Here is a 20,488-nt window from a genome sequence, read left to right as displayed (position 1 = left end):
GGCCGCCACCGCTGCCGAGGAGGGTCGAACACGCCGGCACCTCGGTCGCGGCCTCGTCGCTCCGACGGGGCAATCATGTGAGACGATACTGATTAGTAACCCTCTTCCTCAGCCGACAGTATGCACAGGAAGTACGTTTCGTTCGTGGCACTGTTGGTGCTCGTCTCGGCGTGCGCGCCGACGGCGCTCGCGGCCCAACAGCAGGTGACACTCACGGTGACCGTCGTCGACCAGAGCGGTGACTCCGTCGGCGGCGCGAACCTGACCGCGTCCTGGGACGGTGGAGCGGTGACCGAGACGACCCGTGCGAACGGACAGGCGCTCATCGACGTCCCGGAGGGGGCGAGCGTCGCCATCGACGTCGAGGACGACGAGTACGTCCGGAACGTGCCCAAGATGGTCGCCTCCGCGGAGGGCGGTGCGGTGACGGTCGACGTGGCGAAGGAAGGGTCGGCGACGGTCCGCGTCGAGTCCGCCGAGGGCGAGGCGCTCTCCGATGCTCGCGTCGCCATCAGCCGAGACGGGACGACCGTCGCCCACGGGACGACGAACGACAAGGGCGGCTTCTACGCCGAGACGCTCGAACGCGGCGACTACGACCTCAAAGTCGTCAAGTCGGGCTACTACTCCGTCGAACGCTCGCTGTCGGTCAGCTCGTCGTACTCCTTCCAGACGGTCTCCGTCGAGAAGGGTGCGGTGACCGCCCGGTTCCGCGTCGTCGACGACCACTTCGACGAGGCGCGGACGCTGGCGGGGGCGACCGTGAAGGTCGGCTCGCTCGGCCAGTTCAACACCTCCGAGGACGGGACGTTCTCCATCGGCGTCCCCGTCAACGCCGAGTTCGAGGTCGGCATCTCGAAGGGGGGTTACGGGACGACCACCCAGACGGTCCGCATCGGCGAGTCCGACGACACGATGACGCTCACCGTCAACCGGACGCCCGCGCTGACGGTCTCGCCGACGAACACCCAGGTCGTCGTCGGCCAGACCGTCCTGGTGGACGTCACCGACGAGTACGGTGACGTGGTCGCCGACGCCACCCTCCGCGCCGACGGTGAGACCGTCGGCACGACGAACGACCAGGGGAGCGTCCGATTCTCCATCGACGGCGCCGGCGAGCACGACGTCACCGCGGTGAAGGCCGGCGTCAGCTCCGAGGCCGTCGTCGTCGAGGGCGTCTCGAGCCAGCAGGCCGCCGAGGGGACGCCCACCACGACCGAGCCGACGACGGCGGACGAGACCGTCACGTCCACCACGACCGAGCCGACGGCGTCCGACGGGGTCATCACGACCGCCGACTCCTCCGGCGGGTCGGGTCCCGGGTTCACCGGACTGCTCGCCCTGCTCGCGCTCGTGACGACCCTCGGGTTCCTCGCCCGGCGTCGCTGACGCCCGAGTCGACCGACGTTCTTCCGCACTCTCTCGCTCGCGCTTCGCTCTCGACTGCTCTCCCCTCGTCGGCGGCGCGTCTCCGTTTCTCACAGTAGCGGTCGGTGACGGACATAGGCGATTTCTTGTCCCGGCGCGTCGGTGGGTCCGTATGGCAACCGGGGCGGAGTCGGAGGCCGAGTCGAGCGTCCGGGGGGTGCTCCGGCAGTTCGTCTCGTTCGAGCGCGACGTGCTGGTGCTCTCGCTGGCGATGTTCGCGTTCAGCCTCGCGTTCCAGATGACGAGTCGCTACGTCCCCGAGTACCTCCGCGTCCTCGGTGCGGGGGCGGTCGTCATCGGCCTGTTCGGCACGCTCGGGAACGTCATCAGCTTCGCGTACCCGTACCCCGGCGGCGCGCTGTCGGACCGCATCGGGTCGCGCCGGGCGCTGACGCTGTTCGGCCTGCTGTCGTCGCTGGGGTTCGTCGTCTGGCTGTTCGCGGACGTGTTCGGCGTCGTGACGACCGGCCCGGTGACGCTGGGGCCGGTCTCGCTGCCGGAACTGACGATACCCGTCGGCGTCTTCCTCGGACTCCTGCTCGCGCAGTGCTGGAGTTCGTTCGGTCTCGGCGCGACGTTCGCCGTCGTCAAGCAGGCCACCACGCCCGAGCGACTGGCGACCGGGTTCGCCTCGACGGAGACCGTGCGCAGGCTCGCCTTCCTGCTCGGACCGCTCGTCGCGGCGGCCGTCCTCGCCACCTACGCGTTCGAGGACGGCTTCCGCGTCGTCCTCGCCATCGCGGCGGCCGTCGCGTTCGTCGGCACCGTCGCCCAGCACCGCCTCTACGACGCCACCGAGGACACCCTGGGCAAGTCGTTCGCGGGCGTCGGCCAGGTGGTCGCGGACCTGCGCTCGCTCCCCGAGGAACTGCCGCCGCTGCTCGTCGGCGACACGCTCGTCCGGTTCGCCAACGGGATGGTGTACACGTTCTTCGTCATCGTCGTCGTCGAGTTCCTCGAAGTGGGCGCGACGCTGCCCGTCGTCGGGCGACTCGACCCCGCCGCCTTCTTCGGCGTCCTCCTCGCGGTGGAGATGACCGTCGCGCTCCTGACGATGGCCCCCGTCGCGGCGCTCTCCCGACGCGTCGGCCTGAAACCGGTCGTCGCGCTGGGCTTCCTCGTCTACGCCGTGTTCCCGATACTCCTCGTCTCCGCGCCCGCGGACCCGCTGGTCGTCACGCTCCTGTTCGCGTTCTCGGGCCTCCGGTTCGCCGGGCTTCCCGCGCACAAGGCGCTCATCGTCGGCCCCGCAGCGGCCGACGCGGGCGGGCGGGTGACCGGGTCGTACTACCTCGTCCGGAACTTCGCGGTCATCCCGAGCGCCGCGCTGGGCGGTCTGCTGTACGAGTACTCGCCGGAACTGTCGTTCACCGTCGCCAGCGCTGTCGGTCTCGTTGGCGTCGTGCTGTTCCTCGTCTTCGGCGAGGAGTTCGAGGACGCCATCGCGACCTGAGCCGTCGCCAGTGTGCTGGTATCGAATCGTCGCTCGAGAGCGCGTGCGATTCTCCGGTGAACGTGACGACGTCGACGAACGAGAACGGTACCGATACTGTCCGAACCGACCGAGTTCGAGTTATTTCGCTCCCGAGCGTAGGCGAGGCATGGCAGTCGAAGAGTCACACGGCCGACAGGCCACGCTGCCGGAGTTCGAGACGGCCTTTCGCATGGACGAGGGCATCTGGCGGGAGGCGTACTGGGGTGACATGCGCGTCGGCTACGAGACGTACCTGCAGGACTACGAGGACGCGCCGCTCCTGAAGGGGCTCCCGAACGACCGGTGTCAGTGCCCCCACTGGGGGTACATGCTGTCGGGGCGGATGACCGTCCGGTACGACGACCACGACGAGGTGGTCGAGGCGGGGACCGTCTACTACATGGCCCCGGACCACACCATCGCGGTCGACGCGGGAACGGTGCTCGTCGAGTTCAGTCCGCTCGACGAGTGGGAGGCGCTGATGGCGGTGGCCGAGGAGAACATCGCGGCGTCGACCGGGGAGGCGACCGACATCCGCTGAGTGCCGGTCACTCCGAGGAGTCGGGGGCCTCCGACGTCCCCGAGTCCGGGCCGACGATGGCGCTGTCGCGGAGGTCGGCCTCGATCTCCTCGAGCGAGCGACCCATCGTCTCGGGGACGCGGAAGTAGATGAAGACGAGCGCGACGAGCGAGAAGACGCCGAGCGTCCAGAACCCGAGCGCCTCGCCGAAGCGGTTGATGAGCGAGAGGAACGTCAGCGCGACGAGCAGGTTCGCCGCCCAGTTGAAGACGCTCGCGGTGCCCTCGGCGGTCCCCCGGATGCGCAGCGGGTAGATCTCGGAGATCATCAGCCAGAACACCGGGCCGAGGCTGATGGCGAAGAACGCGACGTAGAGGATCATGCTCGCGAGCGTCATGTAGCCGATGACGCCCGACAGCCCCGGCAGGTAGAACCCGAGGCCGAGGAGGCCGAGCATGACGGTCATCCCGCTGACGCCGACGAGCAACAGCGGCCGCCGGCCGACGCGGTCGACCAGCAGGAGGGCGACGGCCGTCATCACGACGTTGACGACGCCGATACCGACCGTGCCGAACAGCGACGCGATGTCGCCGAGGCCGATGTTGCTGAGGATGGTCGGCGCGTAGTAGAGGATGGTGTTGATGCCGCTGACCTGCTGGAGCACCGCCAGTCCGATACCGACGGTCAGCGCCGGCCGGACCCACGGTTCGAACAGGTCCGAGAGGCCGCCTTTCGCCTCCGTCTCGCTGACCTCCCGTATCTCCTCGATCTCCTCCTCGACCGCGCCGTGTTCTCGGATGCGCGTCAGCACGTCCCGGGCCTCCTCGGTCCGGTCGTGTTCGAGCAGCCAGCGTGGACTCTCGGGCAGAAAGTACATCCCGACGCCGAGCGCCACGGCGGGCACCGCACCGAACCCGAGCATCCAGCGCCACCCGATGACCTCGAGGAACGAGGGGGCGAAGAGGTAGTTCACCACGTACGCCAGCAGGATGCCGAGCGTAATCATCAACTGCTGGAGGAATCCGAGCGACCCCCGGATGTCGGGCGGGGCCGTCTCGGAGATGTACAGCGGGCCGATGACCGACGCGACGCCCACGGCGACGCCCACCACGATTCGCCAGCCGATGAGCATCGGGAGGCTCGGCGAGAGCGCCATCCCAAGCGACCCGACGAAGAACACGACGGCGCCGGCCAGCGTGAGTCGTCGCCGACCGAACCGGTCGGCCAGTCGGCCGCCCGTCGCGGCACCGAGTATCGCACCGACGAGGACGCTGCTGGTGACTACCTGTTCGAGGAACGTCGACAGCCCGAACGAGTCCTCGATGTAGAGCAGCGCCCCCGAGATGACGCCGGTGTCGAACCCGAACAGCAGTCCGTTGAACGCGGCGACGAGCGCCATCGCGTAGACGTACCCACCGTGGTCGCGTTCGGCGTCGAGTAGCTGATTGACGCTGTCCGTGAGACTCACCCGTCGTCACCCGCCCTGGTCGTCCCTCTCTTCCAACTCTCGCTCGCGCTACGACTAGAGACGCACCGAGTAAGTAAGCGCACTCCGCCGACTTCTCTGGGTGCCGGGAAGAAGCTGGTGCTGGCGCGCGAAGACCGCTCTCGACGGCAGTCACGGAGCGTCTCCGGCGACTATCGACGACCGGACCTCCCCGACTCACCCGTCGAGTCACCGGCTTCGACCCGTGCGTCTACGACGTGGAGAACCCGCCGTCGACCACCAGGCCGTGGCCGGTCACCCACGAGGACTCGTCGCTGGCGAGGAAGAGGATGGGTTCGGCTATCTCCTCGGCCTCGCCGAGTCGGCGCAGGTCGTAGCGCTGCTCCATCCGCTCGCGGGCCGCCTCCGGGTCCGAGCGGGACGCGAAGAACTGCTGGCCGAGGTCGGTCGTGACGAACCCCGGACAGACCGCGTTCGCGCGGACGCCCATCGGCCCCGCCTCCGAGGAGACCGCCCGCGTGAAGTTCAGCACCGCGCCCTTCGTCAGCGAGTAGACGGCCTGTCGCGGCAGGCCGAAGATGGCGGCGAGCGAGGCGACGTTGACGATGGCGCCCGACCCCTGCTCCTTCATGTGCGGCAGGGCGGCGTGACAGCCGTTCCAGACGCCACGGACGTTGACGTCGAGGACGAACTCGAACACGTCCTGGTCGGTGTCCTCGATCCAGGCTGGCGGGTGCCCGACGCCCGCGTTGTTGACGATGACGTCGAGCCCACGGTCCTCGGCGACCGTGTCGACGAGGTCGTGGAACCGGTCGGCGTCGGTCACGTCGAGTTCGTGCGCCTCCGCCGACCCGCCGGCCGCCTCGATGGTGTCTGCCGTCTCGGCCACGGTCTCCGCGTTCACGTCCGTGACGACGACGTGCGCGCCCTCCTCGGCGAACCGGAGCGCCGTCGCCTCGCCGATACCCTGCCCAGCGCCAGTCACGAACGTCGTCTTGCCTTCGAGTCGCATGGTTCGGAGTCACGCGGGACCGGTATAAATCCGGAGTCCGGTGCCGAACGGCGGGTCGGGCACGCTGGCGAGGCGGTCTCCACCACGGTCGCGACCACGGTGAGCCCCCTCGACTGCCGTAACCGGGAGGGCTTTGCCGTCGCCGCCGAACCGCCGACCATGCTCTCGGTCGGCGACGACGCGCCCACGTTCGAACTGCGAGACCAGCACGGCGAGACGGTCGCCCTCGACGACGACGGCACCGCGGTCGTCTACTTCTACCCCCGCGCGGACACCCCCGGCTGTACCACCGAGGCGTGTGGCTTCCGGGACTCGTGGGACGCCTTCGAGGACCGCGGCGTCCCCGTCTACGGCGTCAGCGACGACCCGGTCGAGGACCTCGCGGCGTTCGCCGAGAAGTACGACCTGCCCTTCACCCTGCTGTCGGACCCCGACGGCGCGGTGGCGAGCCAGTACGACTCCTACGGCGAGAAGAACATGTTCGGGAACACCTTCGACGGCACGTTCCGCAACACGTTCGTCGTCCGCGACGGCGAGGTAGTCGCGGTGTTCGAGGGCGTCTCGCCCGAGGGTCACGCCGACGAGGTCCTCGCCGAACTGGAGTAGGCTGCACTCGCAGGGGGTCGCGCCGAAAGAACGACGCTCCTCCGCGCCGAGCGGTCGCACATGACACGGGACATCGACGGGTCGGTCGCCATCGTCACCGGAGCGAGCGCGGGTATCGGGTCGGCCACGGCACGCGCGCTGGCCGCCGAAGGCGTGCACGTCGTCCTCGCCGCCAGACGCGAGGAGCGCCTCGACGAACTGGCCGCGGACGTCGAGTCGAAGTACGACGTGGAGACGCTCACCGTCCCGACGGACGTGCGCGACGAGGACGCGGTCGACGCCCTCGTCGACGCCACCGTCGAGCGGTTCGGCCGCCTCGACCTGCTCGTCAACAACGCGGGCCTCGCCCGCGGGTCGGCCGTCGAGGACCTGACGACCGAGGAGTACCGGACGATGATGGACACGAACGTCGACGGGATGTTCTTCGCCACCCGCGCGGCGCTCCCGCACCTCCGCGAGTCCGGGGGAACCTGCGTCTTCGTCGGGAGCTTCGCCGGGCAGTACCCGCGGCCGTTCAACCCGGTCTACGCGGCCTCGAAGTGGTGGACGCGCGGGTTCGCGCTCAGCCTCGCCGGGCAACTGGAGGGCGAGGTCGCCGTCACCGTCGTCAACCCGGCTGCGGTCCGCACGGAGTTCTCTGCAGGCGGCGAGACGTTCGAAGAGCGGTACGACCACGGCGAGGCGGTCGAACCCGAGGAGATAGCCGAGGCCATCGTGTACGCCGCCCGGCAGTCGCCGTCGATGGCCGCCGAGATAGACCTGTACAACCGTGACAAGTTCACCCAGTTCTCGTGAGTGAGCGAGCGTAGCGAGCGAACGAACGAGAGCCAGCGAGACGAACGATGCGCGGCGTGACCGGTGGGAGCGCCGCGGACAGCGAGCGGTGAAACCGCGAGCAAAGTGAGTCTCGCGCTGTTCTCGTGAGCCGCGAACGGAGTGAGCGGTGACCGTGGCTATCTCTTCAATGTAGCGAGCGAACGAGAGCCAGCGAACCGCTCTACCGCAACTCGACCGTCAGCGCCTCCTCGGGTGTCTCGGCGGTTCGAGCCCACGTCCCGTCGCGCCGTGCGAACGCCGCGACGGTGAGGACGAGTCGCCCTCGCTCGGGGAGCGTCGCGCGGGCGACCGGGCCGCTCCTCGTGACGACGACGTACGGCGGCGCGGCGACCGGTTCCGCGGGGAGCGACGCACCGATGGCGGCGACGGCTCCCGACAGCACGTCCGGGAGTGCGTCGACGACGCCGCGGTCGCGGAGCGCTCGCTCGAACCGGTCGGTCGCGTCCCCGAGAGCCGTTCCGTCCGCCTCCGCGACCGCCTCGGCGCAGTCGAGCACCGCCGCCAGCAGCGGGCGGTGCTCGCGGAGCAGGTACGCGCGGACGGTCGCCGCGTCGTCACCGCCGCTACTGTGGTTCGCGTCGCTCTCGCCTCCCCCGTCGCCACCGTCCCACCCGTCGCCGCTCATCCCGCCGCGCAGTTGTTCGGGCCGAGTTCGAGTTCGAACGCCTCGTCGTCGTCCACGGACTCCTGCCCGAGGTTGATGGCGACGATGCGCTCGAAGTTCGCCGGACGGTCGCCCATTCGCTCGGTGACGTACTCGACGAACTCGTCCTCGTCCATCTCGAAGACCGGCAGTGACCGCACCTCGCCCAGCGTGGCGACGTGGGCGTGGTCGGTGCCGACCGCGTCGTCGCTCGGGTCGTAGTGGCCCGGCGCGATGCGGACCAGGTCGGGGAGGGTCCCGAGTCGCTCGGTGAGCGTCCGGTACAGGTCGCGAGCGTGGTCGGCAGCGCCCTCGTCGCCCGCCTCCAGGTCGGGCCGCGGGACTCGCTTCGTGAACACGCCGTCGCCGGTGAGGAGCGTCTGGTCGAGGCGGTAGGCGGTCATCTCGGTGGTGTGGCCGGGCGTCGAGATGGCTTCGAGTTCGACGTCGCCGACCGTCAGTTCCTCCCCCGAGTCGAGCAGGGTGAACCGCTCGGGGTCGGCCAGTCCGCGCTCCGTCGCGCCGTTCGGCAGCACCGCCTCGACGCCCTCCTCGGCGAGCGCCCGGAGGCCGCTGACGTGGTCGGCGTGGACGTGCGTGTCGAGCGCGTAGCGGAGATTCGCACCCGCCTCCAGGGCGTCGGCGTGGTAGCGGTCGGTGAACGCCCGAAGCGGGTCGACGACCGCCGCCTCCTCGCCGCTGACGACCATGTAGGAGAGACACCCCGACGAGGGGCGGACGTACTGGACCACCCGCGGGTCGTGGTCGACGACGGTCGACTCGTACAGCCGCGCCCAGCCCTCCATCCCGCCGGCGAGGTTCGCGGCGTCGAGGCCCACCTCGCGCAGTTGGGCAGCTACCTCGTCGCTCGCCTTCCCCTCCGCGCAGACGACGACCAGTTCGGTGCCGTCGTCGAGGCCGTTCTCGGCGGCGAGGTCAGCCACGCCGTCGCTCGCGCCCGCCGCGACGAACTTCATGTACGGGACGGTGACGCGGTCGGAGGCGGGTATCGACCAGGCCTCCACCTCCTCGCGGTTCCTGACGTCGAGGACTCGGAGCGAATCGCCGCCGTCGAGTCGTCGTCGTAGCTCCTCGGCCGACAGCGCCGGCGCGTCGTCCCCGTCGGTCCCTGTCATGGATGCGGGAACGCGAGGGGGTCGGATAAGCCCCTCGGCGGCACTCGCCGAACGGACCGCGTGATTCACCCTCATCGTCGTCGTCGGCGTCGTTTCCCCCACCGCCACTGTCCCACCGTCACTGCCACTGTTCCCACCGTCATCGTACCGCTCCCCCACCGCCGCCGCCAAACGGTTCATACCCGTGGCGAGTGTTGCCGGAGTATGGAACCCGCCGAGTTCACCGCCGCGCTCGAAGACGAGAAGTCGACCGAACTCGACCGTCTCGGTAGCGAGAAGGCGCTGGTCGCCTCGACCAGCGCACAGCTCGACGCCGAGTCCGTCCTCGCCGCCGCCGCACGCGCCGAGGCCCGCGCCGCCGACACGTTCGACCAGTGGGCGGCGAGCGAGTCCGCCGAGGAGGTGCGGGAGACCTTCGAGCGCGTCGCGGCCGACGAGCGCGCCCACTACGAGCGCATCGTCGAGCACCGCGACGACGCAGCCACCGACGTCGACTCCGACCCAGACACCGACGAACTCCACGACTATCTCCGCTCGCTCGACGGTTCGGTCGAACGCGTCGCGTCGGGGCTGGTGGCCCGCCCGATGGTCGCCTCGCGGTCGCTCCTCCAGACGATCAACTTCTTCGTCAACGACGCCGACGAGTCCAGCGCCGCGCTGTTCCGGGAGCTCCGCTCGGAGACCGACGAGATGGTCGACGAGGGCACCGACCTGCTCGACGCGCTCTGCGAGAGCGACGACGACTGGGACCGAGCCGCCGAGGCCGCCGAGGCGACCATCGACCGCGCCTACGACTCCTACGCCGACACGCTGGAGGGGATGGGCGTGGACCCGAAACCCGTCTGCTGAGCCGGCCGTCGTCGATCGCTGTCGTGAGCGTGACGAGTCGTCCGACCGACCGTCTCAGTTCCTCACTCGTACGTCTCGCGCATCGTCCCCGCGAACCGGCTCTCGGGGTCGAACGCGACGGTGACGACGATACAGCGGTGCTCGGCCGGGTCGAGGACGAACACGTCGTACGGTGGTTGCGAGTCGATGCGGTCGAGCAACGGGTCGAGCGGTTTCGTGCCGTCGGCGAACTCGCCGAACAAGTCGCGTGCACCGCGTTGCTCGGCGAAGACGTAGACGACGCCGACGGGGTCGGAGTCCGTGTTCCGGAGGACGCGGACGTTCATCGCCTCGCCGGCCGCGTGGGCCTCCTGCCAGCAGTCGGCGGCCGCCTCGAACAGCGGCGTCACGTCGCGCCGGAAGCGAAACCGCGTGGTATCGACGACGTCGAGGTCCGTCACGCGCGGTCCGTCGTCCGTCCAGTCGAGCGCCGCCCGAACGCGGTTGCCCGGTTCGGCGCTCGCCATGGCCGCGTCGTCCGGGACGTACGTCGGGTCGGCCGTCTCGGGGTCGAGCAGCAGGCGTTCGTCCGGCCCTCGCGGACTCGCGAGGACGCGAAACTCGTCCATCGTCGGGACTAGCCCGTCGGCGAGGTAAGGTCCGTCGGTTCGCGGACAGTGGGGCTCGCAGGGGGCGAGGCCGACGGTGGATGTGGCCGGGAGTAGATGTGGCCGAGACTGGCCGTGCCGGGTGTGAGAGGGCGACTCTCGCTTAGACGACGCCGAGACGCCACGCGGCGAGCAGCGTGACGGTCAGGGCCGCCACGACCGCGACCAGGAGGACGGCCCCGGCGGTGACGGCGTTCTCGCGGGCGACGGCGCGGTGGTCCGCGACCACGTCGGGGGGGACCGACCGGAGGACGAGCCGGTGCACGACGACGCCCAGTGTCAGGTCGTCGAGCCAGCCCACGCCGAGTACTACGTCGGGCAGGACGTCGAGCGGGACGAGGAGGTACGCGACGAGGGCGAGGACGAGCGCCGTCGCCCGGCGCGGCGTCCGCTCGTCGAACGCGACGCGGACGAGGGTGTACGCCTCGGGGAGCACGCCGAGGCGAAGTCGGGACATATCGGTCGCTACTCGTAGGCGCTCGACGGACGTGAAGACAGCGACGGTCGGTCCCGGCGGAGGTCGGTGGCGGGGTCGCTAGCTGTGGAGGTGCCGTGAGGTGCTGGAGAGGCGGAACGCTCAGGGCTCGCGTCGGCGGCGTCGAGAGGCGAGGTACGCCCTGACGCCGTCTTCGGCCGCAGCGCGGACCGCGGCCCGGGTCTCCGCGGACTGAAGGGACTGCATACTCCGACGTTTCGTACACGACGGTAAATACTTTCTCTCTAGATGACTGTCTCTATCACGGAGTGTTGTGGACGACTTTACGGCCGTGAATCTCCTACCGGACCCATGAACGTCGTCTCGTTGCTCCCGTCGGCGACGGAACTCGTCTACGCGCTCGACGTCGAACCGGTCGCGGTCTCCCACGAGTGCGACTGGCCGCCCGAGGCGGCCGAGAAGCCGACGGTCAACCGAACCCGCATCGACGCCGACGCGTCGAGCGGCGACATCGACGCGCAGGTGCAGGCGGCCGAGGAGTCGGGCGCGGGCGTCTACGAGATCGACCGCGACGCACTCCGCGCGGCCGACCCGGACCTCGTCGTCACGCAGGGACTGTGCGACGTCTGTGCCGTCGACGAGGTGGTGGTCCGCGACGCCATCGCCGACCTGGACCTCGACTGCGAGGTGCTGACGCTCGACCCCCACAGCCTGGAGGACGTGTTCTCCGACCTGCGCCGACTCGGACGAGCGACGGGCCGTGAGGCGCGCGCAAACGAGGTGGTCGCCGACCTTCGAGGGCGGGTCGACGCGGTGCGCGAACGGACCGCCGAACTGTCCGACGACGAACGCCCCGGCGTCGCCGTCCTCGACTGGCTGGACCCCGTGATGACGGCGGGGCACTGGACGCCCGAACTGGTCGACTACGCGGGCGGCGAGTACCTGCTCAGCGCGGAGGCGTCGACACCCCGCGAGTGGGCGACGGTCCGCGAGGCTGCGCCCGAGGTGCTCGTCGCCGCGCCGTGCGGGTTCGGTCTGGACCAGACCCGCGACAACCTCGGCGACCTGACCGACCGCGAGGGGTTCGCCGACCTCCCGGCGGTCCGCGACGGCCGGGCGTACGCGATGGACGGCCACCACTACGTCAACCGACCCGGTCCGCGACTGGTGGACACGCTCGAACACCTCGCGGGACTCCTCCACCCCGACCGGTTCGACGCGCCGCCCGACGACGTCGCCCGGTCGCTCGCCGACGTCCACCCGGAACCCGCCGCTGGAGACTGAGCGCGCAGATGCCGAGCCTCCGTCTGGACCCTCGGGTCCACGAGTCGCTCGTCGTCCACGCTCGCGACGGCGCACCCGAGGAGGTCTGTGGCGTCCTCGGCGGGGACGGTGGGAGTAGGGATGCCGCCGACGACCCGGCGCGCGTCACCCGCCTCGAACACGTCCCGAACGTCGCCGAGCGCCCTCGGACGCGCTACGAACTCGACCCGGAGGCACAGTTCGCCGCGCTCCAGCGAATCGAGGACGACGGCGACGACGTGGTCGGCTTCTACCACTCACACCCGACCGGACCGGCGGGACCGAGTCCGACCGACGAAGCGCAGGCGACGTGGCCCGACGCCGTCTACTGCATCGTCTCGCTGGAGAACGGGGACCCGACGGTGGGCGCGTGGCGCTGGACGGGCGAGCGGTTCGTAATTCAAAACATCAGTATATACTAACTTTATAAAGAGACAATCAATGATTGGAGCATGGACCCCGCCAGACTGAACCCTGACAGCATCCGTGCCGACAATCTCATTAGCTCCTTGGAAGATTTCGTCTCCTTGTTTCACAGAGAAGGTGAATCGAAACGTCTTGATGAGTTACTGCAGGGCGAAGAATTCCTGGGTGGCTCAGTTGGACAGGCACCTGAAGATTTTACAGAACACACTCTTATTCAACCGATACTCTCGCAACTTGGTTACAAAGACTCCAATTCCTGCGAAACGTCGGCGGATTCCCCCCGATTCATCCGCCAACCAGTGAGAATGACGAAAGACGAACGACGTCGGCCTGATTACAGATTAGAGAATGTAGACGACCGGATGATAGCAATTGTCGAGAGTAAAGCCATCAATCTGGAACGCCCTGCAGCAGGTATTGCAGACGCATCTGACAACATAATGGAATATTTGCAGGAAAATACACTCTGTAAATACCTCCGAACTCAAGAGGGCCGCTTCCTCGTCGGGCTCGGTACCGATGGGTTTCGATGGTCAATCTATGCAAAAGATCTCCGCGGTGGCGGGAGCCGATGTGTCCTCAAATCCGTTTCGCTGACGGATGAAATTGCTGAAATTGCTTCACGAAGACATGGGAAACAGACTGACCAACGATGGCGTCCTCAAATGAGAAATTCACTCGCTGGAAAGTTCGTGAGCTGGCTTTCTGTTGAGAATTTGCCCAGCCATGTCGCTGATAATTTGAATCAGTTCAAATACTCCTGATTCAATTTTCTATCGCGCAGGTGTCCACGTACTCGACGTCCCGAACGGAGCCGATATCGGGGTCGTCACCGCAGACCGGACACTCCGGGTTCCGCCGAATCTCGGCGGTGTCGAACGTCATGTCGGCCGCGTCGTACAGCAGGAGTCTACCGTCGAGCGGTTCGCCGTAGTCCAGCGCGAGCTTCACCGCCTCGGTGGCCTGGATGCAGCCGACGGTACCGGGGAGGACGCCGAGGACGCCCGCCTCCGCACAGCTCGGGACGCTCCCGGCGGGCGGCGCTTCGGGGAAGATGCAGCGGTAGCACGGCGAGTCATCGCGGGCGGCGAACGTCGTCACCTGCCCCTCGAACTTCAGGATGGCTCCGTGGGAGAACGGGACGCCCGCGAGCGTGCAGGCGTCGTTGACGAGGTAGCGCGTCGCGAAGTTGTCCGAGCCGTCGACGACCACGTCGTAGTCGGTGACGAGGTTTTCGACGTTCTCGCTCGTCACGCGCGTCTCGTGGCGTTCGACGGTCACGTCCGGGTTCTGTTCGGCGACGAACTCGGCGGCGGAGTCGACCTTCGGTCGGCCGACGTCGCTCTCGCCGTGGAGGACCTGACGCTGGAGGTTCGAGCGTTCGACGACGTCGTCGTCGGCGATGCCGAGCGTCCCGACGCCCGCCGCGGCGAGGTACTGGATGACGGGCGAGCCGAGGCCGCCGGCTCCGACACAGAGGATGCGGGAGTCGAGCAGTCGCTCCTGGCCCGCGGGTCCCACTTCGTCCATGATGATGTGCCGCGAGTACCGGTCCAACTGCTCCGAATCGAGCGACAGACCGCTCATACCGTCGAGTGGGTGCCCGCGAGTATAACGTCGCGGGTGCGTCGAGTGTCGCGGGAACCGGGCGGTGCGGGTGTGTCGGGGCGACCGGCGTCGACTCGGTTCAGTTCCCGCCGAAGCGCTTCCCGCCACGTGGCGACCCGTCGCTCCCGCCGCGGCCGCGCAGCAACAGCAGCGCGGCGAAGATGAGCGGCGAGAGCGCCGCCATCACTGCCGCTCCGAAGATGAGCGTCAGCGAGTCCATGTCGATGTCCGGGGCTCCGGAGCCGCCTTCGCCACCGCTGGCGTTCCCGCCGCCACCGGTACCGTTACCGCCAGTTCCGTTACCGCCAGTTCCGTTACCGCCGGTACCGTTCCCACCCGCCTGGGTGGTCGTCTGGGTGCCGTTGCCGGCCGTCGTCGTGGCCGCTGGCGTGCCGGTCTGTGTCCCGTTTCCGGCCGTCGTGGTGGCGTTCTCGCCGGGCGTTCCGGTGGCGGTCCCCGTCGCGTTGCCGGCGGTCGTGGTGCCGTTCCCGGCCGTCGTCGTGCCGTTGCCGCTCTGGTTGCCGCTCCCGTTCTCCTGCGCGGTGACGCTGTCCGCCCCCGCCGCGCCGACGGCGGCCGCACCCGCCGCTGCGCTGGCCTTGACGAACGTCCGTCTGTCGCACTTCATTGTCTCGGCGTTCTCGGGGCGGCCATATCAAATGGCTGGACATCGGTTCGCCGGACGAGGCGGCTCTCGTCTGTCGCTGGCCCGAAACGTTACAACCGCACATCGCCGACGTTTGGGTATGCACAAACTGGTTTTCGGGCTCTCGCGGGCCGACGGGATGTCCGTCGAGGAGTTCCGGGACTACTGGCTCGACGAACACGCCCCCGTCGCGAGCGAACTCCCCGGACTGCGCCGGTACACCGTCTCGTTCCCGACGGACCCCGACCGCTCGCAGTACGACGCGCTCGCGCAGCTGTACTTCGACGACGAGGCCGCGCTGGAGGCGGCGATGGACTCGGACGAGGGCGGCGAGACGGCGCGCGACCTGGCGAACTTCACGGGCGACCAGATGCTCCAGATGGTGGTCGAAGAGCACGTCGTGGTGGAGTAGGGAGGTTCGGACTGAACGAGCGGCAGCGAGCGAACGAGAACCTCGGGAACGCGAACGGCGAGCGAAGTGAGCCGTGAGCGGGGAAACTCGGAGCGAGCGAACGGGACTCACGGACACGAATCCGTGCCGATTGCCGGGAAATTCCGGTTCGCAAGGCACTTTCGGGCGCTTCCCGGAGCGAGTTCATGGACGAGGGGTCGGCCGTCGGCGAGCGACTGCAGTTCGGTGCGCTGTACCTGACGCGGTTCTCGGCCGGGTTCGGCTTCGCGACGCTCGCCACGCTCCTGCCGACGTACGTCAACCTCTACGACCCCTCCGGACTCGTGCTGGGGCTGTTCTACGCCGGGTTCACCGTCGCACAGACCGCCACCGTCGTCCCCGTCGCGTGGGCGGGCGACCGCTACGACAAGCGGACCGTCCTGCTGGCCGGTCTCGCGCTCTCGGTGGTCGCGTACGCGTCGTTCTCGTTCGCCGCGGGGAGCGTCGACGTCGTCCTCGCCCGTGCGCTCCAGGGTATCGGCGCGACGACGACGGGCATCCTCTCGCTGGCGATGGTGGGAGAACTCGCACCCGACGCCGAGCGCGCGAACCGCATCGGTCGGGCCAACGCCTTCCGACTCGCGGCGGGCGTCGGCGGGGCGCTGACGGCGGGGTTCCTCTACGAGCAGTACGGCTTCGACGTGGTGTACTCCGTGCTCGTCGTGTTGCTCCTCGTCGCCATCGCCGGCGTCTACGCGTTCGTCGAGCGCGACGGGACCCGCGTCGCGGGCAACCCGTTCGCGGACCTCGCGTTCAACGAGCGACTGCTGACGCTCACCTCCTTCCGGGCGCAGTACGCCGTCGCCGTCACGCTCGTCCGTAGCTGGGTGCTCGTCTACGCGGGACTCGAAGTCGCGGAGGGCGGACTCGGGTACGCCGCCCTCGTCGTCGGCGTGGTGGCCGTCGCGGAGAAGCTGACGAACATGCTCTGCCAGCCCTCCAGCGGCGCGCTGTCGGACCGCTACGGCCGCGCGCTGTTCGTCTTCCTCGGTGGCGGCGCGTACGGACTGGTGGCGCTGGTCGTGCCGTTCACGCCCGCCATCGGGACGGCGCTCGGCGCGCCGACGGAGTTCCCCTTCCTCGGCGACCTCTCGCCCGCGTTCGTCCCGCTGGTGGTCTGCAACGGGTTGCTCGGCGTCGCCGACGCCGTCCGGGAGCCGTCGAGCATGGCGCTGTTCGCCGACGAGGGGACCGACGACGGCGGCGTCGCCTCCAGCTTCGGCATCCGGGAACTCGTCTGGCGACCGGGGAGCGTCGTCGCGCCCGTCGTCGCGGGCCTGCTCACCGAGGGCGTCGGTATCGAGTGGGTGTTCTTCCTCGGCGGGGCGGCGGCGCTGTCGGCGGTGGCGACGTTCCTCGGCGTCCTCTCGCGGACACACGGTCGCGACGCGCTGACGGAGTGGTAGCGCGGCCGCTGCGTCGTGGGGTTCGGTGGCAGGCGTCACGGATATCTCCTCGTCGCACGTATCGGTGCGTATGACCGTCCACGACGACCTTCGAGAGCCGCTGGTGAGTGCAGTCCGAACAGCCATCGGCGACGACCTGCGGAGCCTCGTCTCGTTCACCCGCGACGACTTCGAGCAGCTCTACCTCCGCTCTGACCTCGAACGCGGGGCCGACGTCGAGGGCTTCGTCGGAAACGAACGACTCTGGTTCGACGCGGTGACGGCCTACGGCGGGTCGGAACTCGGTGAGTACCAGTTCACCGTCCGGGCGTTCACCGACGGCTACGTCGTCCGCGCCATCGAGGGCGAACTGGGGGCGTTCGCGACCACCGACAGGATGCCCATCGCGGAGTTCAACGAGGTCGCGTCGGCGATGCGCGGCGTGCTGCGTGAGGTGCAGGAGAACGGCGTCGAGCAGTAGCGAACGGAGTGGAGTCGCCTCGGCCGGGCGGGGGCTTTTGCGTCGGTAGCGCCTATCTCTCTCCGATGGAGTACGCCGCGCTGGTCGACGTCTACCGGCGACTGGAGGCGACCGCCTCCAACAACGAGAAGACGCGCATCCTCGCCGACCTGTTCGCGGAGCGCGCGGAGCCACGCTCTTCGGACGCAGACGATGGGTCAGCGGATATTAGCACGGGGAGCGACGCCGACCTGCTCTCGGTGCTGGTGACGCTCGTTCGCGGGAAGCTATTCGCGGCGTGGGAACCCGACGAACTGGGCGTCTCCTCGTCGCTGACGCTCCGGGCCGTCTCGAAGGCGACCGGGGTGAGCGAGGGCGAGATAGAGGAGCGCTGGGAGGCGACCGGCGACCTGGGCGACGCCGCAGCGTGGGCCGTCGAGAACAGCCAGCAGCGGACGCTGTTCTCCGAACCGCTCGGCGTCCGCCGGGTCCACCGGACGCTCCGCGAACTCGCGGAGTACGAGGGCGCGGGCAGCCAGGACCGGCGGATAGACGCCGTGGCGAGCCTCGTGAGCGACGCCGACCCCGAGGCGGCCCGCTACGTCGTCCGGACCGCACTGGGCCACATGCGTGTCGGCATCGGCGAGGGCACCGTCCGCGACGCGATCGCGCTGGCGTTTCTCGACGGAGCGACAGACGGCGACACGCTCGGCACCGAGGAGGTCACCGAGCCACGCTCGGTCGGGCAGTCGGACGCGACAGCGTCCGACGAGGCCGTCGCGGCCGTCGAGCGCGCTCACCAGGTGACCAACGACTTCCCGCTCGTGGCGCGGACCGCCCGCGACGAGGGACGCGAGGGGCTCGCCGCCCTCGGCATCGAACTGTTCCGCCCCGTCAAGTCGATGCTCGCGGAGAAGGCCGAGGGCATCGAGGACGGCCTCGACAGCGTGGCTCCCGACCTGTCGAGCGTCCTGCTCGAACACAAGTACGACGGGGCGCGCATCCAGATCCACGTCGACGGCGACGAGGTGCGGGTGTTCACCCGCCGACTGGAGGACGTCACCGCGCAGTTCCCCGACGTCGTGGCCGCCGTGCGCGAGCACGTCACCGCCGACTCGTGCGTCCTCGACGGCGAGGCGGTCGGCTACGACCCCGACACCGAACGACCCGTCGTCTTTCAGGAGTTCTCCCGACGCATCAAGCGGGAGTACGACATCGCCGAACTCGCCGAGGAGATTCCGGCGGTCGTCTACCTGTTCGACTGCCTCGCCGTCGACGGCGAGTCGCTGCTCGACGCGCCGCTCCGCGACCGCCTCGCGCGCCTCGACGACCTACTCGACCCGGAACCGCTGGCGCTCGAACGCGCGACCCACCGCTCGCTGGCCGACTGCGAGTCACGGGACGACGCCCTCGCCGCCGCCGAGTCGCTGTACGCCGACGCCCTCGACGCGGGCCACGAGGGCCTGATGCTGAAGAACCTCGACGCGGTCTCCCAGCCGGGGCGTCGCGTCGGTGCGATGATGAAGGTGAAGCCGACGATGGAGCCGCTGGACCTCGTCGTCCCGCGCGCCCAGTACAGCGAGGGGCGGCGCAGCGAGTGGCTCGGCCGCCTGTTCCTCGGCGCGTACGACCCCGACGCGGACGCGTTCGTCGTCGTCGGCCGCCTCGCCACCGGCTACACCGACGAGGAACTCCAGGAGATAACCGACCGCCTCGAACCGCTGGTCACCGACCGCGACGGGCGCATCCTCGACGTGGACCCCGAACTGGTCCTCGAAGTCGAGTACGAGGAGATACAGCAGTCCCCGGAGTACGAGTCGGGCTACGCGCTCCGGTTCCCCCGCTTCGTCCGCATCCGCGACGACCTGGCACCCGAGGACGCCGACACCGTCGAGCGAGTCGGCGAACTGTTCGACCAGCAGTAGACGACGACAGGTTCGGGCGGACCGAAAGGGCGGCCGTCTCGGCGTACCCGGACGAAGCAAGCACTGGAACGAGCGAACGAAGTGAGCGAGTGAAGCGCGCAGCGAGTCCTGGGAGTCGAGACGCCCGGGGCTTTCGAGGTCGAGACCACTCCGTTCAGAGGTGCGACTCTCTCGAAATACGCTCCACCGAATGCTAGCGAGAACACTCAGGTAGCCGCGTCCCGTACCGAAACACAGTGACTGCAGTCCGGTTACGCGACGGCGTCGAACTGGTGATGGACTCCGGCGACCGCGTCGTCTGCGACGCGAACGACCCCGACGGCGACGTGAACGTCCTGAGCCACGCCCACGGCGACCACCTCTACCGGAACGCACCCGACGAGGTGATCTGCTCGGCCCTCACCGCGGCGCTCGCCCGCGCCCGCCGCGAGGACGAGCCCCATCCCAGAACGGTCGAGGACCACCCGTTCGTCGACCTCTCCCCGGCGGGCCACATCCCCGGCTCTCGGGCGACGCTCGTCACCGACCCCGAGAGCGGTCGGCGAATACTCTACACCGGCGACTGCTCGACGCGCGAACGGTTCGGGATGGACGGCCTCGCGCCGCCCGACGCCGACGTGCTGGTCGTCGAGACGACCTACGGGCGACCGGAGTACGAGTTCGCGCCGCAGGCCGAACTGGAGCGAGAGATCGTCGACTTCCTCGACGACACCGAGGGACCGCTGCTCCTATTCGGCTACACGCTGGGGCGGGCGCAGGGGCTCCAGTTGCTCGTCGAGCGCTCCTCGCGGACGCGCCCCTACGTCACCGAGGCGACCGAGCGCGTCAACGAGACCATCGAGTCCGTCGAGCGCGTCGACTACGGCGCTCGGCGCTACCGGGAGGACACCGAACTCGGCGAGGACGACGTGCTCGTCCTCCCCTCGCAGACGAGCAAGCTGACGTTCGTCGACCACATCGTCGAGGAGACCGGTGCGACGAAGGTGGGCTTCTCCGGGTGGGCGACGAACTCCTCGTTCAAGTTCCGCGGGGGCTACGACGAGACGTTCGTGCTCTCGGACCACTGCGACTTCTCGGAACTCGTCGAGGTGGTCGAGCAGGTCGACCCCGAGACGGTGTACACCCAGCACGGCTTCGCCGAGGAGTTCGCGGACCACTGCGTCTCGCTGGGCTACGAGGCACAGGCGCTGAAGCGCAACCAGACGTCGCTCGGCGACTTCTGAGGGTCAGTCGGTCGTTCTCCTCACCGG

22 protein-coding genes are annotated in these 20,488 nt (G+C 68.9%); 14 read left to right on the top strand and 8 right to left on the bottom strand.

Annotation, left to right across the window (positions count from 1 at the left end):
• The first annotated feature begins 120 nt into the window (after window positions 1-120).
• The 3 genes from MX571_RS02560 (at window position 121) to MX571_RS02550 (ending at window position 3,443) form a co-directional block, all read left to right on the top strand.
• Window positions 121-1,389, top strand: a complete 1,269-nt coding sequence (locus MX571_RS02560) for a carboxypeptidase-like regulatory domain-containing protein (protein ID WP_247414028.1) — start codon at window positions 121-123, stop codon at window positions 1,387-1,389.
• 151 nt (window positions 1,390-1,540) lie between these two features.
• On the top strand, window positions 1,541-2,881 hold the full coding sequence (locus MX571_RS02555) for an MFS transporter (protein ID WP_247414027.1): 1,341 nt from the start codon (window positions 1,541-1,543) through the stop codon (window positions 2,879-2,881).
• A 148-nt stretch (window positions 2,882-3,029) separates the two neighbouring features.
• Window positions 3,030-3,443: a cupin domain-containing protein gene (locus MX571_RS02550; RefSeq protein ID WP_247414026.1), complete on the top strand. Its 414-nt coding sequence runs from the start codon at window positions 3,030-3,032 to the stop codon at window positions 3,441-3,443.
• Between the two features lie 7 nt (window positions 3,444-3,450).
• Here MX571_RS02550 and MX571_RS02545 read toward each other — a convergent pair whose 3' ends face one another.
• Window positions 3,451-4,890, bottom strand: a complete 1,440-nt coding sequence (locus MX571_RS02545) for a sugar porter family MFS transporter (RefSeq protein WP_368408973.1) — start codon at window positions 4,888-4,890, stop codon at window positions 3,451-3,453.
• Between the two features lie 229 nt (window positions 4,891-5,119).
• Window positions 5,120-5,881, bottom strand: a complete 762-nt coding sequence (locus MX571_RS02540; RefSeq protein WP_247414025.1) for an SDR family NAD(P)-dependent oxidoreductase — start codon at window positions 5,879-5,881, stop codon at window positions 5,120-5,122.
• A gap of 159 nt (window positions 5,882-6,040) precedes the next feature.
• On the opposite strand from MX571_RS02540, the gene bcp reads away from it, so the two are divergent.
• Window positions 6,041-6,487 carry a thioredoxin-dependent thiol peroxidase gene (bcp, locus tag MX571_RS02535; protein ID WP_247418411.1) on the top strand — a complete coding sequence of 149 codons (447 nt, stop codon included), beginning with the start codon at window positions 6,041-6,043 and terminating at the stop codon, window positions 6,485-6,487.
• 60 nt (window positions 6,488-6,547) lie between these two features.
• Entirely contained in the window at window positions 6,548-7,282 is a 735-nt protein-coding gene (locus tag MX571_RS02530; protein WP_247414024.1) for an SDR family oxidoreductase, read from the top strand.
• A gap of 202 nt (window positions 7,283-7,484) precedes the next feature.
• On the opposite strand, the gene MX571_RS02525 is transcribed toward MX571_RS02530, so the two are convergent.
• Window positions 7,485-7,949 (bottom strand): DUF7988 family protein, encoded by a 465-nt coding sequence (locus MX571_RS02525; RefSeq protein ID WP_247414023.1) that lies wholly within the window; start codon window positions 7,947-7,949, stop codon window positions 7,485-7,487.
• A complete protein-coding gene (locus MX571_RS02520; RefSeq protein WP_247414022.1) occupies window positions 7,946-9,103 on the bottom strand; it encodes an MBL fold metallo-hydrolase in 1,158 nt (385 codons plus the stop codon). Before MX571_RS02520 ends, MX571_RS02525 begins: the two co-directional genes overlap by 4 nt.
• A 204-nt stretch (window positions 9,104-9,307) precedes the next feature.
• Between MX571_RS02520 and MX571_RS02515 the strand changes: the two genes are divergently transcribed.
• Window positions 9,308-9,952 (top strand): rubrerythrin family protein, encoded by a 645-nt coding sequence (locus MX571_RS02515; protein ID WP_247414021.1) that lies wholly within the window; start codon window positions 9,308-9,310, stop codon window positions 9,950-9,952.
• Between the two features lie 62 nt (window positions 9,953-10,014).
• Here the strand turns inward: MX571_RS02515 and MX571_RS02510 are convergent, their stop codons facing one another.
• Together MX571_RS02510 and MX571_RS02505 are read right to left on the bottom strand one after the other, a co-directional pair.
• Window positions 10,015-10,560, bottom strand: a complete 546-nt coding sequence (locus tag MX571_RS02510; RefSeq protein WP_247414020.1) for a DUF6663 family protein — start codon at window positions 10,558-10,560, stop codon at window positions 10,015-10,017.
• A gap of 142 nt (window positions 10,561-10,702) precedes the next feature.
• Window positions 10,703-11,056 (bottom strand): YkvA family protein, encoded by a 354-nt coding sequence (locus MX571_RS02505; RefSeq protein ID WP_247414019.1) that lies wholly within the window; start codon window positions 11,054-11,056, stop codon window positions 10,703-10,705.
• A 330-nt stretch (window positions 11,057-11,386) separates the two neighbouring features.
• Between MX571_RS02505 and MX571_RS02500 the strand changes: the two genes are divergently transcribed.
• The 3 genes from MX571_RS02500 to MX571_RS02490 are packed head-to-tail and all read left to right on the top strand — an operon-like array spanning window position 11,387 to window position 13,527.
• Entirely contained in the window at window positions 11,387-12,319 is a 933-nt protein-coding gene (locus MX571_RS02500) for an ABC transporter substrate-binding protein (RefSeq protein ID WP_247414018.1), read from the top strand.
• Between the two features lie 8 nt (window positions 12,320-12,327).
• Window positions 12,328-12,759, top strand: a complete 432-nt coding sequence (locus tag MX571_RS02495) for a desampylase (RefSeq protein ID WP_247414017.1) — start codon at window positions 12,328-12,330, stop codon at window positions 12,757-12,759.
• Window positions 12,760-12,789: 30 nt separating this feature from the next.
• Window positions 12,790-13,527 carry a hypothetical protein gene (locus tag MX571_RS02490; protein WP_247414016.1) on the top strand — a complete coding sequence of 246 codons (738 nt, stop codon included), beginning with the start codon at window positions 12,790-12,792 and terminating at the stop codon, window positions 13,525-13,527.
• 1 nt (window position 13,528) lies between these two features.
• Here the strand turns inward: MX571_RS02490 and ubaA are convergent, their stop codons facing one another.
• Window positions 13,529-14,350: an SAMP-activating enzyme E1 gene (gene ubaA / locus MX571_RS02485; protein ID WP_247414015.1), complete on the bottom strand. Its 822-nt coding sequence runs from the start codon at window positions 14,348-14,350 to the stop codon at window positions 13,529-13,531.
• A 100-nt stretch (window positions 14,351-14,450) separates the two neighbouring features.
• Window positions 14,451-14,999 carry a twin-arginine translocation signal domain-containing protein gene (locus tag MX571_RS02480; protein ID WP_247414014.1) on the bottom strand — a complete coding sequence of 183 codons (549 nt, stop codon included), beginning with the start codon at window positions 14,997-14,999 and terminating at the stop codon, window positions 14,451-14,453.
• Window positions 15,000-15,117: 118 nt separating this feature from the next.
• On the opposite strand from MX571_RS02480, the gene MX571_RS02475 reads away from it, so the two are divergent.
• From MX571_RS02475 to MX571_RS02455, 5 genes are all read left to right on the top strand, one after another.
• The gene (locus MX571_RS02475; protein WP_247414013.1) at window positions 15,118-15,429 is read left to right on the top strand and encodes an EthD family reductase; all 312 of its coding nucleotides are present in this window, start codon (window positions 15,118-15,120) and stop codon (window positions 15,427-15,429) included.
• 185 nt (window positions 15,430-15,614) lie between these two features.
• Window positions 15,615-16,874 carry an MFS transporter gene (locus MX571_RS02470; protein ID WP_247414012.1) on the top strand — a complete coding sequence of 420 codons (1,260 nt, stop codon included), beginning with the start codon at window positions 15,615-15,617 and terminating at the stop codon, window positions 16,872-16,874.
• Window positions 16,875-16,944: 70 nt separating this feature from the next.
• On the top strand, window positions 16,945-17,334 hold the full coding sequence (locus tag MX571_RS02465; protein ID WP_247414011.1) for a DUF7522 family protein: 390 nt from the start codon (window positions 16,945-16,947) through the stop codon (window positions 17,332-17,334).
• Between the two features lie 65 nt (window positions 17,335-17,399).
• Complete coding sequence (locus MX571_RS02460) at window positions 17,400-19,238, top strand: ATP-dependent DNA ligase (RefSeq protein ID WP_247414010.1); 1,839 nt, start codon at window positions 17,400-17,402, stop codon at window positions 19,236-19,238.
• A 236-nt stretch (window positions 19,239-19,474) separates the two neighbouring features.
• Entirely contained in the window at window positions 19,475-20,461 is a 987-nt protein-coding gene (locus tag MX571_RS02455) for an mRNA 3'-end processing factor (RefSeq protein WP_247414009.1), read from the top strand.
• The last annotated feature ends 27 nt before the right edge of the window (window positions 20,462-20,488 follow it).

It is taken from the genome of Halomarina salina, from assembly GCF_023074835.1.
Classification (GTDB): Archaea; Halobacteriota; Halobacteria; order Halobacteriales; family Haloarculaceae; genus Halomarina; species Halomarina salina.
Note: the sequence above shows the minus strand (reverse complement) of the source record. Positions and strands in the feature narration are given on the sequence as shown.